Source organism: Escherichia sp. TW09308 (assembly GCF_000208565.1).
Lineage (GTDB): Bacteria > Pseudomonadota > Gammaproteobacteria > Enterobacterales > Enterobacteriaceae > Escherichia > Escherichia marmotae.
Genome location: NZ_AEME01000001.1, coordinates 1,566,692 through 1,583,328 on the forward strand (window position 1 = coordinate 1,566,692; position 16,637 = coordinate 1,583,328).

The 16,637-nt window shown below is 50.2% G+C and carries 16 protein-coding genes and 2 pseudogenes; 8 read left to right on the forward strand and 10 right to left on the reverse strand.

Annotated features, from left to right (window positions below; translation table 11 throughout):
- The first annotated feature begins 37 nt into the window (after positions 1-37).
- Genes lolC through cobB form a run of 5 tightly spaced genes read left to right on the forward strand, consistent with a single transcriptional unit; the run spans position 38 to position 4,951 of the window.
- Positions 38-1,237: a lipoprotein-releasing ABC transporter permease subunit LolC gene (gene lolC, locus ESM_RS0107650; protein WP_000284703.1), complete on the forward strand. Its 1,200-nt coding sequence runs from the start codon at positions 38-40 to the stop codon at positions 1,235-1,237.
- The gene (gene lolD, locus ESM_RS0107655; RefSeq protein WP_001033706.1) at positions 1,230-1,931 is read left to right on the forward strand and encodes a lipoprotein-releasing ABC transporter ATP-binding protein LolD; all 702 of its coding nucleotides are present in this window, start codon (positions 1,230-1,232) and stop codon (positions 1,929-1,931) included. Before lolC ends, lolD begins: the two co-directional genes overlap by 8 nt.
- Entirely contained in the window at positions 1,931-3,175 is a 1,245-nt protein-coding gene (gene lolE / locus ESM_RS0107660; RefSeq protein ID WP_001251382.1) for a lipoprotein-releasing ABC transporter permease subunit LolE, read from the forward strand. The genes lolD and lolE overlap by 1 nt, the downstream gene beginning before the upstream one ends.
- 27 nt (positions 3,176-3,202) lie before the next feature.
- Positions 3,203-4,114, forward strand: coding sequence for an N-acetylglucosamine kinase (nagK, locus tag ESM_RS0107665; protein ID WP_000291243.1), 912 nt, complete (start codon positions 3,203-3,205; stop codon positions 4,112-4,114).
- Positions 4,115-4,129: 15 nt separating this feature from the next.
- Entirely contained in the window at positions 4,130-4,951 is an 822-nt protein-coding gene (gene cobB / locus ESM_RS0107670; RefSeq protein ID WP_000952722.1) for a Sir2 family NAD+-dependent deacetylase, read from the forward strand.
- Between the two features lie 138 nt (positions 4,952-5,089).
- Here cobB and ESM_RS0107675 read toward each other — a convergent pair whose 3' ends face one another.
- From ESM_RS0107675 to potA, 6 genes are read right to left on the reverse strand one after another with little or no spacing between them, the layout of a single operon-like run.
- Positions 5,090-5,875 (reverse strand): TPM domain-containing protein, encoded by a 786-nt coding sequence (locus ESM_RS0107675; RefSeq protein ID WP_000732444.1) that lies wholly within the window; start codon positions 5,873-5,875, stop codon positions 5,090-5,092.
- Positions 5,872-6,327, reverse strand: a complete 456-nt coding sequence (locus ESM_RS0107680; protein WP_001516204.1) for a DUF3592 domain-containing protein — start codon at positions 6,325-6,327, stop codon at positions 5,872-5,874. The genes ESM_RS0107675 and ESM_RS0107680 overlap by 4 nt, the downstream gene beginning before the upstream one ends.
- Before the next feature lie 58 nt (positions 6,328-6,385).
- Positions 6,386-7,432 (reverse strand): spermidine/putrescine ABC transporter substrate-binding protein PotD, encoded by a 1,047-nt coding sequence (gene potD, locus ESM_RS0107685; RefSeq protein ID WP_000759322.1) that lies wholly within the window; start codon positions 7,430-7,432, stop codon positions 6,386-6,388.
- Positions 7,429-8,223, reverse strand: a complete 795-nt coding sequence (gene potC / locus ESM_RS0107690; protein ID WP_000580316.1) for a spermidine/putrescine ABC transporter permease PotC — start codon at positions 8,221-8,223, stop codon at positions 7,429-7,431. Before potC ends, potD begins: the two co-directional genes overlap by 4 nt.
- Positions 8,220-9,077 (reverse strand): spermidine/putrescine ABC transporter permease PotB, encoded by an 858-nt coding sequence (gene potB / locus ESM_RS0107695; protein ID WP_000799418.1) that lies wholly within the window; start codon positions 9,075-9,077, stop codon positions 8,220-8,222. Before potB ends, potC begins: the two co-directional genes overlap by 4 nt.
- Positions 9,061-10,197 carry a spermidine/putrescine ABC transporter ATP-binding protein PotA gene (gene potA / locus ESM_RS0107700; protein ID WP_000531593.1) on the reverse strand — a complete coding sequence of 379 codons (1,137 nt, stop codon included), beginning with the start codon at positions 10,195-10,197 and terminating at the stop codon, positions 9,061-9,063. Before potA ends, potB begins: the two co-directional genes overlap by 17 nt.
- 249 nt (positions 10,198-10,446) lie before the next feature.
- Here potA and pepT point away from each other — a divergent pair, with 249 nt between their 5' ends.
- The gene (gene pepT, locus ESM_RS0107705) at positions 10,447-11,673 is read left to right on the forward strand and encodes a peptidase T (protein WP_000359467.1); all 1,227 of its coding nucleotides are present in this window, start codon (positions 10,447-10,449) and stop codon (positions 11,671-11,673) included.
- Positions 11,674-11,721: 48 nt separating this feature from the next.
- Here the strand turns inward: pepT and roxA are convergent, their stop codons facing one another.
- Both roxA and ESM_RS01000000124325 read right to left on the reverse strand, forming a co-directional pair.
- Positions 11,722-12,843, reverse strand: coding sequence for a [50S ribosomal protein L16]-arginine 3-hydroxylase (roxA, locus tag ESM_RS0107710; RefSeq protein ID WP_000456528.1), 1,122 nt, complete (start codon positions 12,841-12,843; stop codon positions 11,722-11,724).
- A 75-nt stretch (positions 12,844-12,918) separates the two neighbouring features.
- A pseudogene (locus ESM_RS01000000124325) lies at positions 12,919-13,644 on the reverse strand (ATP-binding protein); the annotation flags it as partial.
- Between ESM_RS01000000124325 and pnuC the strand changes: the two are divergent.
- Positions 13,645-13,833, forward strand: a pseudogene (pnuC, locus tag ESM_RS1000000126420) (nicotinamide riboside transporter PnuC); the annotation flags it as partial. It abuts the pseudogene before it with no gap.
- On the opposite strand, the gene zitB reads toward pnuC, so the two are convergent.
- Positions 13,830-14,765 (reverse strand): CDF family zinc transporter ZitB, encoded by a 936-nt coding sequence (gene zitB, locus ESM_RS0107725; protein ID WP_000951311.1) that lies wholly within the window; start codon positions 14,763-14,765, stop codon positions 13,830-13,832. The pseudogene pnuC and the gene zitB overlap by 4 nt on opposite strands.
- Positions 14,766-14,878: 113 nt before the next feature.
- The gene (locus ESM_RS0107730) at positions 14,879-15,259 is read right to left on the reverse strand and encodes a YbgS-like family protein (RefSeq protein ID WP_000784357.1); all 381 of its coding nucleotides are present in this window, start codon (positions 15,257-15,259) and stop codon (positions 14,879-14,881) included.
- Positions 15,260-15,574: 315 nt separating this feature from the next.
- Between ESM_RS0107730 and aroG the strand changes: the two genes are divergently transcribed.
- Entirely contained in the window at positions 15,575-16,627 is a 1,053-nt protein-coding gene (gene aroG / locus ESM_RS0107735) for a 3-deoxy-7-phosphoheptulonate synthase AroG (RefSeq protein ID WP_001109190.1), read from the forward strand.
- Positions 16,628-16,637 lie beyond the last annotated feature (10 nt).

The window sequence follows — 16,637 nt, forward strand, 5'->3', positions numbered from 1 at the left end:
TACTCGTGTCTTTGCTAACAGCAACCAGACGGATTTCATGTACCAACCTGTCGCTCTATTTATTGGCCTGCGTTACATGCGTGGGCGTGCAGCGGATCGCTTCGGTCGTTTCGTCTCCTGGCTTTCTACCATCGGCATTACCCTCGGGGTGATGGCGCTGGTCACGGTATTGTCAGTGATGAACGGTTTTGAGCGCGAACTGCAAAACAACATCCTTGGCCTGATGCCACAGGCAATTCTCTCTTCGGAGCATGGCTCCCTTAACCCGCAACAACTCCCGGAGACTGCGGTCAAACTTGACGGCGTAAATCGTATTGCGCCTCTCACTACAGGTGATGTGGTGCTGCAAAGCGCGCGCAGCGTGGCGGTCGGGGTGATGCTGGGTATCGACCCGGCGCAAAAAGATCCGCTAACCCCGTATCTGGTCAATGTGAAGCAAGCCGACCTCGAACCGGGGAAATATAATGTCATCCTCGGTGAACAACTTGCCTCACAGTTAGGTGTCAATCGCGGCGATCAAATCCGTGTGATGGTGCCGTCTGCCAGCCAGTTTACGCCGATGGGGCGTATTCCAAGTCAGCGTCTGTTCAATGTGATTGGCACTTTTGCTGCCAACAGTGAAGTCGACGGCTATGAAATGCTGGTGAATATTGAGGATGCCTCGCGTCTGATGCGTTATCCGGCGGGTAATATCACCGGCTGGCGTCTGTGGCTGGATGAGCCGCTGAAAGTCGACTCTTTAAGCCAGCAAAAACTGCCAGAAGGCAGCAAGTGGCAGGACTGGCGCGATCGTAAAGGCGAGTTGTTCCAGGCCGTGCGCATGGAAAAAAATATGATGGGTCTGCTGCTGAGTCTGATTGTCGCCGTTGCAGCGTTTAACATTATTACATCGCTGGGGCTGATGGTAATGGAGAAGCAGGGCGAAGTGGCGATCCTACAGACACAAGGCTTAACTCCACGACAAATCATGATGGTCTTTATGGTACAAGGAGCCAGCGCTGGCGTTATCGGTGCGATCCTGGGCGCTGCGCTTGGTGCACTGCTTGCCAGCCAGTTAAATAATCTGATGCCGATAATCGGCGTCCTGCTTGATGGCGCAGCGTTACCGGTCGCTATCGAACCTTTACAGGTCATTGTTATTGCGCTGGTGGCGATGGCTATCGCGCTGCTTTCTACGCTTTACCCTTCCTGGCGCGCTGCCGCCACTCAACCCGCTGAGGCTTTACGTTATGAATAAGATCCTGTTGCAATGCGACAACCTGTGCAAACGCTATCAGGAAGGCAGTGTGCAAACCGACGTGCTGCACAATGTCAGTTTCAGCGTGGGCGAAGGCGAAATGATGGCCATTGTCGGTAGCTCCGGTTCTGGCAAAAGTACCTTGCTGCATTTACTGGGCGGGCTGGATACGCCAACCTCCGGTGATGTGATTTTTAGCGGTCAGCCGATGAGCAAACTGTCGTCGGCGGCGAAAGCGGAACTGCGCAACCAGAAGTTGGGCTTTATTTATCAGTTCCACCACCTGCTGCCGGACTTTACCGCGCTGGAAAACGTCGCTATGCCGCTGCTGATTGGCAAGAAAAAGCCTGCTGAAATTAACAGTCGGGCGCTGGAAATGTTAAAAGCTGTGGGGCTGGAGCACCGGGCGAATCACCGCCCGTCAGAACTTTCTGGCGGTGAGCGTCAGCGTGTGGCGATTGCCCGGGCGCTGGTTAATAACCCGCGTCTGGTGCTGGCGGATGAACCTACTGGTAACCTCGATGCGCGTAACGCTGACAGCATCTTCCAGTTGCTCGGAGAATTGAATCGCTTGCAGGGCACTGCCTTTCTGGTGGTTACTCACGATCTGCAACTGGCGAAACGTATGAGCCGTCAACTGGAAATGCGTGATGGTCGTCTGACGGCGGAACTGAGCCTGATGGGGGCGGAGTAATGGCGATGCCTTTATCGTTATTAATTGGCTTGCGTTTTAGTCGCGGACGGCGACGCGGCGGCATGGTGTCGCTGATCTCCGTTATTTCTACCATTGGCATTGCCCTGGGCGTGGCAGTATTGATTGTCGGTTTAAGTGCGATGAACGGCTTCGAACGTGAACTGAACAACCGCATTCTGGCAGTGGTGCCGCATGGTGAAATTGAAGCGGTGAATCAGCCGTGGACGAACTGGCAAGAAGCACTGGATAAAGTGCAGAAAGTGCCGGGTATTGCCGCCGCTGCGCCATATATCAATTTCACGGGGCTGGTGGAGAGCGGTGCAAATTTGCGCGCTCTGCAGGTAAAAGGTGTTGACCCACAGCAGGAACAGCGACTGAGCGCGCTGCCATCGTTTGTCCAGGGAGATGCCTGGAACAATTTTAAAGCCGGTGAACAGCAGATTATTATCGGCAAAGGCGTGGCGGATGCGTTGAAAGTGAAGCAGGGCGATTGGGTGTCGATCATGATCCCGAACTCAAACCCTGAGCATAAGCTGATGCAGCCGAAACGTGTGCGCTTGCAAATTACCGGAATTTTGCAGCTAAGCGGTCAACTTGATCACAGTTTTGCCATGATCCCGCTGACGGACGCTCAACAATATCTTGATATGGGTTCCAGTGTGTCAGGTATTGCCCTTAAAATGACGGATGTTTTTAACGCCAACAAGTTGGTACGCGATGCGGGTGAAGTGACCAACAGCTATGTCTATATCAAGAGCTGGATCGGTACTTACGGCTATATGTATCGGGATATCCAGATGATCCGCGCCATTATGTATCTGGCAATGGTACTGGTGATTGGCGTAGCCTGTTTCAACATCGTCTCCACCTTAGTGATGGCGGTGAAAGACAAGAGCGGCGATATCGCAGTATTGAGAACGCTGGGTGCTAAAGACGGTTTAATTCGCGCTATTTTCGTCTGGTATGGACTACTGGCGGGGCTGTTTGGCAGCCTGTGTGGCGTGGTTATCGGCGTGGTGGTTTCGCTGCAACTTACTCCGATTATTGAGTGGATTGAAGGTCTGATCGGTCATCAGTTCCTCTCCAGTGACATCTATTTTATTGACTTTCTGCCATCGGAATTACACTGGCTGGACGTCTTCTACGTACTGGTCACAGCATTGTTGCTGAGTCTTTTGGCAAGTTGGTATCCGGCGCGGCGCGCCAGTAATATTGACCCTGCGCGAGTCCTTAGCGGCCAGTAAGGCAGTACATTAAAACAAGGAGTGGCAATGTATTACGGGTTTGATATTGGTGGGACGAAAATTGCGCTTGGCGTGTTTGATAACAATCGGCAACTGCAATGGGAAAAGCGGGTGTCGACGCCGCGTGACAGCTATGACGCATTTTTAGATGCGGTGTGCGAGTTGGTGACCGAAGCTGACCTGCGTTTTGGCTGTAAAGGTTCTGTTGGCATTGGCATTCCTGGAATGCCGGAAACGGAAGATGGCACTTTGTATGCCGTCAATGTTCCTGCTGCCAGCGGTAAACCGCTGCGTGCCGACCTGAGCGCACGTCTTGATCGCGAGGTGCGCCTTAATAACGATGCCAACTGTTTTGTCCTTTCTGAAGCCTGGGATGAGGAATTTACCCAATATCCGTTGGTGATGGGGTTAATTCTTGGTACTGGCGTTGGTGGCGGGCTGGTATTCAACGGTAAACCGGTGACGGGAAAACGCTATATTACCGGCGAGTTTGGGCATATGCGTCTGCCGGTCGATGCGTTAACCATGATGGGACTGGATTTCCCGTTACGCCGTTGCGGTTGTGGCCAGCATGGCTGTATCGAGAATTATCTTTCTGGTCGCGGTTTTGCGTGGCTGTATCAACATTATTATCATCAACCGTTGCAGGCTCCAGAGATTATTGCGCTTTACGATCAAGGCGATGAGCAGGCAAGGGCGCACGTTGAGCGTTATCTGGATTTATTAGCGGTTTGTCTGGGAAATATCCTGACTATCATTGACCCTGATTTGCTGGTCATTGGTGGCGGGTTATCCAATTTCCCGGCAATCACAACGCAACTAACGGACAGGTTGCCTCGTCATCTCTTACCTGTAGCTCGTGTCCCACGCATTGAGTGTGCGCGTCACGGGGATGCAGGAGGAATGCGTGGAGCTGCCTTCTTACATCTTACCGATTAATCAATAGAGGTTGCTATGCTGTCGCGTCGGGGTCATCGGTTAAGTCGTTTTCGTAAAAACAAACGCCGCCTGCACGAGCGTTTGCGTCAGCGTATTTTTTTCAGAGATAAAGTGGTGCCGGAAGCAATGGAAAAAACAAGAGTACTCGTACTGACAGGGGCAGGCATTTCTGCGGAATCAGGTATTCGTACCTTTCGCGCTGCAGACGGCCTGTGGGAAGAACATCGTGTAGAAGATGTCGCGACACCAGAAGGCTTTAACCGCGATCCTGAACTGGTACAGGCATTTTATAACGCCCGTCGCCGTCAACTACAGCAGCCAGAAATTCAACCTAACGCTGCGCATCTTGCATTGGCAAAACTGCAAGACGCCCTGGGCGATCACTTTTTGCTGGTGACGCAGAATATCGATAACCTGCATGAACGCGCGGGCAATACCAATGTGATTCATATGCATGGGGAATTGCTGAAAGTACGCTGTACGCAAAGCGGGCAGGTGCTCGACTGGACGGGCGATGTCACGCCAGAAGATAAATGCCATTGCTGCCAGTTTCCGGCACCGCTGCGCCCACACGTGGTGTGGTTTGGTGAAATGCCGTTCGGTATGGATGAAATCTATATGGCGTTATCGATGGCGGATATTTTCATTGCTATTGGCACGTCCGGGCATGTTTATCCGGCAGCAGGATTTGTCCACGAAGCGAAGCTGCATGGCGCGCATACGGTTGAACTGAACCTTGAACCGAGCCAGGTTGGCAATGAGTTTGCCGAGAAATATTACGGCCCGGCAAGTCAGGTCGTGCCAGAGTTTGTTGAGAAGTTGCTGAAGGGCTTATAAAGCAGAAGTCATTGCCTGATGCGCTACGCTTATCAGGCCTATAAAAGGGCACAATTAATTGAATTTGTGGGTTTTGTAGGCCGGATAAGGCGTTCACGCCGCATCCGGCATAATACACGCGCATTTTACCGACCTCTTTTAACTTTTACTCGGCCATAACAGCGCGGCAAAAAACGTACAGACACCAATCAGCACCGCCCAGAGCGGCGATATTCTGGCAATCGTAAAGCTATTATCGATACACAGGCATAAAGCCTGATAGCCCATATTGGCAACAGTCATAGCTACTGCAAATTTTAGCGCATAAATAAAACGTGTCGTGTAGTAAAAGATCCTGGAAAATAAGACAAACGCTGCAGCCCAGGAGATAAAACCTAATGTCGAGGTGCTGCCTGGCGGATCACTCTCATGCTTTTGTTCGGGATGCGGATAATATGTCAGTGGCGGCGTCGGTTGTTTTAATATCTGTGCTTGTAAAATATCCAGTGCATTATTCATACCCTGATACCAGAGATCAGCATTTAAATAAGCCAGTGTGTAATTTTCTATCAGCCGTCCCAGATGTTTATCGTCCATACTGCTTTCAACCTGGCCGTTGGTTATCACAATTAACCGTGGCTCCCGGGTAGTAAAGATTAACAGAACACTCCCTTTTACATCAGTCAATGAAGATGACGCATGCACCAGCATCGCTTTGCCATTTTTCCTGAGACTGGTTTCATTAATGTCAGGAACAACCACGATAAATGGCGCAATCCCGGTTTGTTGACGAAAGATCTCCGCTTTACGCGCGATATCCTCGCCATCGGGAACGGTGCCAGTGGTATCCGTAAAGAATGTTTTCATTACGGGTATTACAGGCTGGCTTATTCCCGCCAGTGGCAGAAAAATCAGTAAGTAAAGCAATATAAATAACTTTTTCATTGACGGGATTTCCTTTTCCTGCGCGTCTTTTTAGAGGAGGGCATACTGATTAATAAACCGACGGCGATAAAAATAACGCCCATCATGCCGATAAATCCCCATTTGAAAAAATTAACCCACGGGTTATTTATTTCAGCCTTTTCAGGATGTCCTGGAGGATAATAAACATTAACTTTATCGCCTTCGCTGTCTTCATAAAAAGTACTACCGATACTCGAATTGAAAATGAGCGTGTAGTCTGGCGTAGGACGAAATGCGACAACAGGATGCCATGAACCATCATTACCGATCTGGCGTGAATTGTGCCAGACGGTATCAACAATGATCCCTTCGGTATGTACAGTATTTTTGCTGTAGGTGAACTGGTTATAAAAGATAACAATAGAAATAAGGAGGAGTATCAGACCGACTCCAGGGAAAACGCGGGATAAAATTTGATTGTCCTGACTCATAAGCAACATCCTTGCTTAATAAAAAAGCGGGCGGTAATAACTCCGCCCGCTTGCTGAATTAACGTCCTGCTTTCAGCTTCTGATAATACTCTTCATAAATGCTGCTGGCTGAGCCAACGTCACTCTGCCATTCGCCATTTTTGATGGTTTCGGCATCCGGGTAGAGGGTCTTGTCGTTCGCCACTTCCGGGCTTAACAGTTTACGTGCGGCGAGGTTTGGTGTTGGATAACCAATAGTTTCCGCAACCTGTTTTGCCACATCCGGACGTAGCAGGAAGTTGATCAGTTTCAGCGCGCCTTCTTTGTTTTTGGCATTTGCCGGAATAGCCAGGCTGTCCATCCAGAAAATGCCGCCTTCTTTCGGCCAGACCACGTCAATTGGCGTGCCTGCCTGACGGGCAACGAAAGCAGAACCGTTCCAGATCATGCCGAGGTTAACTTCGCCTTCCATGTACGGGTTAGCCGGGTTATCGGAGTTAAACGCCGCTACGTTTGGCATCAGCTTTTTCAGCTCGTTATACGCGGCTTCAATCTCTTTCGGATCGGTGGTGTTGCCAGAATAACCCAGCTTACGCAGTGCCATCTGGAACACTTCACGGGCGTCGTCGGTCAGCAGCAGGCTGCCTTTGTATTCAGGCTTCCACAAATCGGCCCAGCTCGTCACGGATTTCGGATCAACCGCATCACCGTTAACGCCAATCGCCGTCGCGCCCCAGATATACGGAATGGAGTAATCGTTATTCGGGTCAAATGGCTTGTTGAGCATTTCTGGATCGAGGTTGCTGAAGTTCGTTAACTTCGACTTGTCGATCTTCTGGATCATCCCTTCTTTACGCATTTTATCGACGTAATAGGTTGAAGGAACCACCAGGTCATAAGCACCGTCTTTGTACGTTTTCAGCTTGGCGTACATGGTTTCATTCGACTCATAAGTCGAATAGATAACTTTAATGCCGGTTTCTTTAGTGAACTGTTCCAGCAGTCCTGGCGGTACGTACTCGGTCCAGTTGTAGAAATACAGCGTGTTGTTGTCATCGGCGTGAGCGGCGCTCATGCCCAGTGCCAGAGCACCCGCCGCGAGCAGGTGGCGTGACCATTTTTTCATTTAACGTCCCCTGTGTTACCTTTCGTTTTATCACGAGCAATAAGCTGGCTGGCAATCACCATCACCAGCGACAGCACCAGTAAAATGGTTGCCAGCGCGTTAACTTCCGGCGATACGCCGACTTTGACCATCGAATAAATTTTTAACGGCAGAATTTCATAGCTCGGCCCGGTGACAAACGACGAAACTACCACATCGTCCATGGACAGGGTAAAGCTTAACACCCAACCCGCCGCCACCGCTGGCATTGCCAGTGGCAGAATGATTTTCCGCAGAATGGTGAACTCGCTGGCACCGAGATCTTTCGCTGCTTCCAGCATCCGCACATCAAAGCCTTTCAGACGCGAATACACCGTCACCACCACAAATGGCAGGCAGAAGGTAATGTGTGAGAACAGCAGCGACCAGAAGCCAAGCTGAATACCCAGCAGCATAAACAGCACCAGCAGGGAAATCGCCATCACGATATCTGGCGACATCATTACCACAAACAGCATCCCGCTAACGAACGGCTTACCGCGGAAGCGATAGCGGTACAGCGCAACAGCCGTCAGTGAGCCAATAAGCGTAGCGAATGTCGCTGAAAACACCGCCATCGTCAGTGAATGTTGCGCTGCTTGTAACAGACTATCGTTGTTCATCAGCAGGCTATACCATTTGGTGGTAAAACCCTGCCAGTTGATGCCAAAGCGCGAGCTGTTAAAGGAGTTCACAATCAAAATGATGATTGGAATATACAGGTACGCATAGATAGCGGTCATAAAACCGCCGCGGAGCAGTCGACCGATCATTCGAGTTCCACCTTCTTGTTCAGCAAACGAGAAGCGCGCCAGTAAACCAGCAGCATCAGACCCATTACGATAGTCAGGGTAATACTGGTCGCGGCACCAAACGGCCAGTCGCGAATGTTGAGGAACTGCACTTTGATGACGTTACCGATCAGCAGGTTTTTCGCACCGCCCATCAGGTCAGAAACATAGAACAGGCCCATTGCTGGCAGCATCACCAACAGACATCCGGCAATAATCCCCGGCATGGTCAGTGGGATGATGATGCGGATAAAAGTCTGCAACTTGCTGGCACCGAGATCGCGAGCCGCTTCCAGCAATGGTTTATCCAGCTTTTCAATACTGGAATAAAGTGGCATCACCATAAACGGCAACAGGATATATACCAGACCGATAATTACCGCGCTGGGGGTGAACATGATGCGAATTGGGGTATCAATAACGCCCAGCCACAGCAAGAACTCGTTGAGATAGCCTTTGGTGCTGAGGAAAATTTTCAGGCCATAGATACGAATCAGTGAGTTGGTCCAGAACGGCACAATCAACAGAAACAGTAACAGCGGACGCACCTTGTGTGGCAGTTTAGCCAGAAACCAGGCAAACGGGTAGCCCAGCACCAGGCAGGCTATAGTCGCGATTAGCGCCATATTCAGTGAGTGCAGCAGCACTTCAAAATAGAGCGGATCGAGCAGACGGGCGTAGTTCTCCAGCGTAAAAACCATTTTGACGAAACTGGCGTCGTCGCGGGTCAAAAAGCTGGTGCCAATGATCATCAGGTTGGGCAGAAAGACAAACAACACAAGCCAACCGACAATAGTGACAATCACTACATTCTGGAACTTACTTGTGTTCTTCATCAGCCAGTACAACCTCCCAGCTTTCTACCCAATTAATGGCCATTTTCTGGTCGAGAGAGTGGTCAAAGTCAGGATCGTCTTCATTAAAGAATTCGCTGACCATCACCATCTTGCCATTTTCCAGTTCGACAACTGATTCCAGCGTCATACCTTTGTAGTTGCGTTCGCGAACGTAGCCAATCAGCCCTTCGACGTGGTTGTCATCGTTGATTTCGTCAACGCGTAAGTCTTCCGGGCGCAGCAAAACATGCAACTTTTGCCCTGGTTCAACAGCGAAGTTAACGTAGATATTACATTCGCGGCCTTCAACGTTGGCTCGTACGCGTTGTTCGTCAAGACGCTCGATCACCGTGGCGTTGAACATATTGATTTCGCCAATGAATCCGGCAACAAACAAGTTTTTCGGCTCTTCGTAAATTTCACGCGGCGTGCCGTCTTGTTCAATGCGACCATCGCGCATCACCACAATTCTGTCCGACATGGTGAGCGCTTCTTCCTGATCGTGGGTGACGAAAACGAAAGTAATGCCAAGCTTACGCTGTAAAGCTTTCAGCTCGTTCTGCATCTGTTTACGCAGTTTGTAATCCAGCGCGGAGAGCGATTCATCCAGCAGCAACAGGCGAGGCTTGTTAACCACCGCGCGGGCAATGGCTACGCGTTGCTGTTGACCGCCAGAGAGTTGATGCGGTTTGCGTTGAGCGAAGGTCTCCAGTTGCACCATCCGCAGAGCCTCCATCACGCGAGGCGTAATTTCAGCAGCGGGGGTTTTTTGCATACGCAAGCCAAAGGCCACATTTTCGAACACGGTCATGTGGGGGAATAGCGCGTAGCTTTGGAAAACGGTGTTCACATAGCGGTTTTCCGCCGGAACGTGGGTGATGTCCTCGTTATCCAGCATGATGCGTCCAGAATCAACAGTTTCCAGACCTGCAATCAGGCGAAGAACGGTTGTTTTACCGCAGCCAGAAGGGCCAAGCAGCGTAAGGAACTCGCCATTGTTGATAGTCAGATCCAACTGGGGAATGACTTCTTTACCATCAAAGCATTTGCGAATTCCCGCCAATTGCACCAGCGGTGAAAGCGAACTCGGTTGTTTATTCAATTTTTTACTCTGTCCCATGTAAACGCAACGGATGGCTTACCGATGCGGGGTTTGTGGTTAACCACCTTGGTGACTCTTAATGAGGGCGGTAATTCTACGGCAAACCATCGTAATCGCCAATCCTTGTTGTGAATTACTGGCTTAGCTTTATATTGATTAAGGTAATGTTGATAAATATTCCCGCTTGCAGGGGTAAAAGTGACCTGACGCAATATTTGTCTTTTCTTGCTTCTTAATAATGTTGTCACGAAAAGTGAGGGTGACTACATGGATAAACTACTTGAGCGTTTTTTGAACTACGTGTCTCTGGATACCCAATCAAAAGCGGGGGTGAGACAGGTTCCCAGCACGGAAGGCCAGTGGAAGTTATTGCATCTGTTGAAAAATCAGCTTGAAGAGATGGGGCTTATCAATGTGACCTTAAGTGAGAAGGGCACATTGATGGCGACGTTACCGGCTAACGTTCCAGGCGATATTCCGGCGATTGGCTTTATTTCTCATGTGGATACCTCTCCGGATTGCAGCGGTAAAAATGTAAATCCGCAAATTGTTGAAAACTATCGCGGTGGTGACATCGCGCTGGGCATCGGTGATGAAGTCTTATCACCGGTGATGTTCCCGGTTCTGCATCAACTATTGGGGCAGACGTTGATCACCACCGATGGTAAAACCTTGTTAGGTGCAGATGATAAAGCGGGTATCGCAGAAATCATGACCGCGCTGGCAGTATTGCAGCAGAAAAACATTCCACACGGCGATATTCGCATCGCCTTTACGCCAGATGAAGAGGTGGGCAAAGGGGCAAAACACTTTGATGTTGAAGCCTTTGATGCTCGTTGGGCTTACACCGTTGATGGCGGTGGCGTAGGTGAACTGGAGTTTGAAAACTTTAATGCCGCATCGGTGAATATCAAAATAGTCGGCAACAACGTTCACCCTGGCTCGGCAAAAGGCGTGATGGTTAATGCGCTGTCACTGGCAGCACGCATTCATGCGGAAGTTCCGGCGGATGAAAGCCCGGAAACTACCGAAGGTTATGAAGGTTTTTATCACCTGACGAGCATGAAAGGCACCGTTGAGCGTGCCGATATGCACTACATCATTCGTGATTTCGACCGTAAACAGTTTGAAGCGCGTAAACGTAAGATGATGGAAATTGCCAAGAAAGTGGGCAAAGGGCTACACCCTGACTGCTACATTGAACTGGTGATTGAAGACAGCTACTACAATATGCGCGAGAAAATCGTTGAGCATCCGCATATTCTTGATATCGCCCAGCAGGCGATGCGCGATTGCGATATTGAACCGGATCTGAAACCGATCCGTGGCGGCACCGACGGTGCACAGTTGTCATTTATGGGATTGCCGTGCCCGAACCTGTTTACCGGCGGTTATAACTATCATGGTAAACATGAGTTTGTGACCCTGGAAGGAATGGAAAAAGCGGTACAGGTGATCGTGCGTATTGCCGAGTTAACGGCACAACGGAAGTAAGCGAAAAGGGATGCGGCATGTGATGCCGCATCCGGCTTAGATTCAAACTTATCCTTCGAAGAACCAATACCCGCTATTGACCAGCGCCGCGAGCATCGCGAGGAACGATGGATCTTCCAGCGCATCGCCAAAATTCTCGGCGGTCAGAGCAATATTGCTGGCGAGTGCCTCCAGCGCCGGACGGTGTGGAGAATCGATCTTTTCACCATTAGCATATACTTCATCACCAATACGCAACACGCGCAGACCACCCAGACGTACCAGTACATCACCTTGTTTCAGCGCGTCGTATATTTCATCCGGTTGATAAGGCGGTTCTGGCGGAGCGATATCCAGTTCATGCCGTGACTGGGAGATAAACTCGCCAAACCACTGTTTAAAGTGTTCTGGCTGGTTGATCAATTCAAGCATCATCTCACGCAGTTTATCCATCTCCTGCGGCAGAACGTCCGCCGGATGGGCGCGAGGAGGGATATCCGGATCACTGTAATAATTACCGCCCAGCTCACGTTGCAGAACATAATCGGCAAAACCGCTGATCAGCTCCCGCGTATTCGGTGCACGAAAACCGACAGAATAGTTCATCGCATTTTCCAGCGCGTAGCCTTCGTGCGGGAATCCTGGCGGAATATAAAGAATATCGCCTGGCTCCAGTTCTTCGTCGATAATTGCTTCAAACGGCTCGACCTGTAGCAGATCCGGATGCGGGCAGTGTTGCTTCATCTGCAGCTTTTCACCCACCCGCCAACGACGACGACCGGTGCCCTGAATAATAAAAACGTCGTACTGATCGAGATGTGGACCGACGCCGCCGCCAGGTACGGAAAATGAGATCATCAGGTCGTCAATGCGCCAGTCTGGTAATTCACGGAACGGACGCATCAGCGCGGCGGTTGGCTCATGCCAGTGATTCACTGCCTGCACCAGCAATGACCAGTTGGTCTCACCGAGATGATCGTAGCTTTCGAATGGACCGTGGCTGACCTGCCATTTGCCATCCTGATGACTGACCAGCCGACTGTCGACTTCCGTTTCCATTGCCAGACCTGCCAGCTCGTCTGGAGAGATCGGGTCAATAAAATTATTAAAGCCGCGTTTTAACACCACCGGACGTTTCTGCCAGTGGCGTTTAAGAAAATCGGGCCAGTTAAGGGTAAGTTGGTATTCCATATTAAGCGTCCATAGGCGGGTATCTGCAACCGATTATAACGGATGCTTAACGTAATGCGTGAAGAAAGGGCATATTTATTCACCCTTTGGTGCAGAATGCTGGCGACCAAAAATGACCTCCATTCGTGCGCCGCCGAGCATACTCTCTCCGGCGATGATTTTTCCGTCGTATTGCTCGGTAATTTCACGGGCGACAGCCAGACCAACACCTTGTCCGGGACGCAAAGTATCTATACGTTGGCCGCGGTCGAAAATGACTTCACGCTTGCTTAATGGAATTCCCGGGCCGTCATCCTCGACCACAATATAGAGATGATCTTCGGTTTGCCTCGCTGAAATTTCCACGAACTCAAGACAGTATTTACAGGCGTTATCCAGTACGTTGCCCATCACTTCGACAAAGTCATTCTGCTCGCCAACAAAACTGATTTCTGGCGAAATATCGAGAGAAATATTGACCCCTTTACGCTGATACACTTTGTTCAGCGCCGAGGTGAGATTGTCCAGTAACGGGGCAACGGGATGCAGTTCGCGGCTAAGCAGCGTTCCACCGCGCATACTGGCGCGATGCAGGTAGTAGCCGATTTGTTGTGAAATACGGCTGATTTGTTCCAGCATTACCGGCTCAGCATCACTGACGCTCATCTTTTCACTACGCAAAGAACGCAGCGTACTTTGCAGTACCGCCAGTGGTGTTTTCAGGCTGTGCGTCAGGTCGGTGAGCGTTGTGCGGTATTTGTCGTAACGTTCACGCTCACTCTTTAATAGCCGGTTCAGGTTACGCACCAGACTGGTCAGTTCTCACGTAAATACGTCGAAAACTGGTTACTGTGGGTCATTATTAACGTGATCAGCGTGGTGATTTTCGCCTTGCAGGGGGTTTATGCCATGTCGCTGGAGTATCTGATCCTGACCTTTATTGCCCTGAACGGCAGCCGGATGTGGATAAACAGCGCACGCGAAAGAGGTTCACGCGCGCTGTCTCATTAATGGTGATGATGTGAATGGCCGGAAACCCCTTGATTAAGGTGGCAATCCGGCCCATGACAAGGCTGATATTCCATCTGAATCGTGGCGTGCTCAATCTGATAGTTGTCCATCAGATAGTGTTGGATCTTGTCCAACAATGCGTCGTGATCGTGTGGCGGGATCACCTGCACATGCAGCGTCATTACTGGCTTCTCGCCCACCATCCACACGTGTACATGATGCACATTGCGCACTTCCGGGATTTCCCGGCACATGCGGCGCTTCAGTTCAGCGATATCCAGCGAAACCGGCGCACCTTCAAGTAATTCATTCACGCTGTCTTTCAATAATCGCCAGGCACTGCGCAGAACCAGAAGTGAAACGAGAATGGAAAGAATAGGGTCAGCAGGCGTCCAGCCGGTCCAGATAATAATCAACGCCGCGATGATAGCGCCGACAGAACCCAGCAGATCCCCCAGGACATGCAACGCTGCCGCGCGTACATTGAGATTTTTCTCTTCACTGCCACGATGCAGCAACCAGAAAGAAAGCACATTCGCCAGCAATCCAGCCACGGCAATAGTCATCATCATACCGCCTTCAACCGGACGTGGCGTGCGGAAGCGTTCTATCGCCTCCCAGACAATCAAAATAGTAATCACCACCAGGGCGATGGCATTTACAAACGCCGCGAGGGTGGTCAATCGAAGCCAGCCGAAAGTATGGCGAATGGTGGGGGGACGACGGGAAAATTGAACGGCAAGTAGGGCGAAAAGCAGGGCGGCAGTATCGGTCAGCATATGACCCGCATCGGCCAGCAATGCCAGAGAACCGGAAAGAAAGCCGCCAATAACTTCAACCAGCATAAAACCGGCGGTAACGCTGAAAGCATATAACAAGCGACGAGCATTATTATCTTCTGGCAGATGTGCGGAAGTGTGTGAGTGCGCCATGACGAGTCATCCCTTAATTAATCTCACTTAACTTTATGACATCATACTGCTTTTAGAAGGGAAAAATTAAAAGGGAGAGACTCCGCTCTCCCTGTATTGGCTTTATTGCAGGATTACTGTGTTGTACCGTCGGTTTTGGTATCGACATCATTGTTGATGCCATCACCGGTTTGGACTTTTTTATTGATGTCCGGACAGCGACCATCTTTGCACATCGTATTTTTGTGCTCTTCATCTTTGGTCATGCCATCATTATCCATTGATGAACCGTTCGGGTGCAGCATGGTGCCGCCCGAGTTGCTATTAACCCCGCTATTATCGACGTTATTTGGCGCGACATTTTCACGGGCATCTGGGGCAACCTGGCCCGCATCAGCCGCAGCGTTTGCCTGGCCGTTATTAGTTTGTGCGCCGCTATCGGCAGCCAGTGCAGCTCCGCTGGCAAGACTAAGAGTGGCAGTCAGAAATAGAGTGGCCAGTTTTGTCATTTTCATACGATGCTCCTGTTATGGTCGTTATGTCGGATAACCTCTTCCAACAGTGCATTTGCAGGTGATTGTCAGGCAATGGTTTAAGATTTCAGCCAGAAGAATAAATCCAGCAGAGAATCTTGAAAAAATTAATAAACAAAGAAGTTACAGTTAGAAATTGTAGGTGAGATCTCGTTTTTCGCGACAATCTGGCGTTTTTCTTGCTAATTCCAGGATTATTCCGTTCATAGTGTAAAACCCCGTTTACACATTCTGACGGAAGATATAGATTGGAACTATTGCATTCACTAAATTAAGTATGGCAACACTGGAACAGACATGAATTATCAGAACGACGATTTACGCATCAAAGAAATCAAAGAGTTACTTCCGCCTGTCGCATTGCTGGAAAAATTCCCCGCTACCGAAAATGCCGCGAATACGGTTGCCCATGCCCGTAAAGCGATCCACAAGATCCTGAAAGGTAATGATGATCGCCTGTTAGTGGTGATTGGCCCTTGTTCAATTCATGATCCTGTAGCCGCTAAAGAGTATGCAACCCGCTTGCTGGCGCTGCGTGAAGAGCTGAAAGACGAGCTGGAAATCGTCATGCGTGTCTATTTTGAAAAGCCGCGTACGACAGTGGGTTGGAAAGGGTTGATCAACGATCCGCATATGGATAACAGCTTCCAGATCAACGACGGTTTGCGCATTGCTCGTAAATTGCTGCTCGACATTAACGATAGTGGCCTGCCAGCAGCAGGTGAGTTTCTCGATATGATCACCCCGCAGTATCTGGCCGACCTGATGAGTTGGGGCGCAATTGGCGCACGTACAACCGAATCGCAGGTTCACCGTGAACTGGCGTCTGGTCTTTCTTGCCCGGTAGGATTCAAAAATGGCACCGATGGCACGATTAAAGTGGCTATTGATGCCATTAATGCTGCTGGTGCGCCACACTGCTTCCTGTCAGTGACCAAATGGGGTCATTCGGCAATTGTGAATACCAGCGGTAACGGCGATTGCCATATCATTCTGCGCGGCGGTAAAGAGCCTAACTACAGTGCGAAACACGTTGCTGAAGTGAAAGAAGGGCTGAAAAAAGCGGGTTTACCGGCGCAGGTTATGATTGATTTCAGCCATGCAAATTCGTCCAAACAATTCAAAAAGCAGATGGAAGTTTGCGCTGATGTTTGCCAGCAGATTGCCGGTGGTGAAAATGCCATTATTGGCGTGATGGTGGAAAGTCACCTGGTTGAAGGGAACCAGAGTCTGGAAAGCGGTGAGCCGCTGGCCTATGGCAAGAGCATCACCGATGCCTGCATTGGCTGGGAAGATACCGACTCTCTGTTACGTCAACTGGCGAACGCCGTAAAAGCACGTCGCGGATAAGGTTTATAGT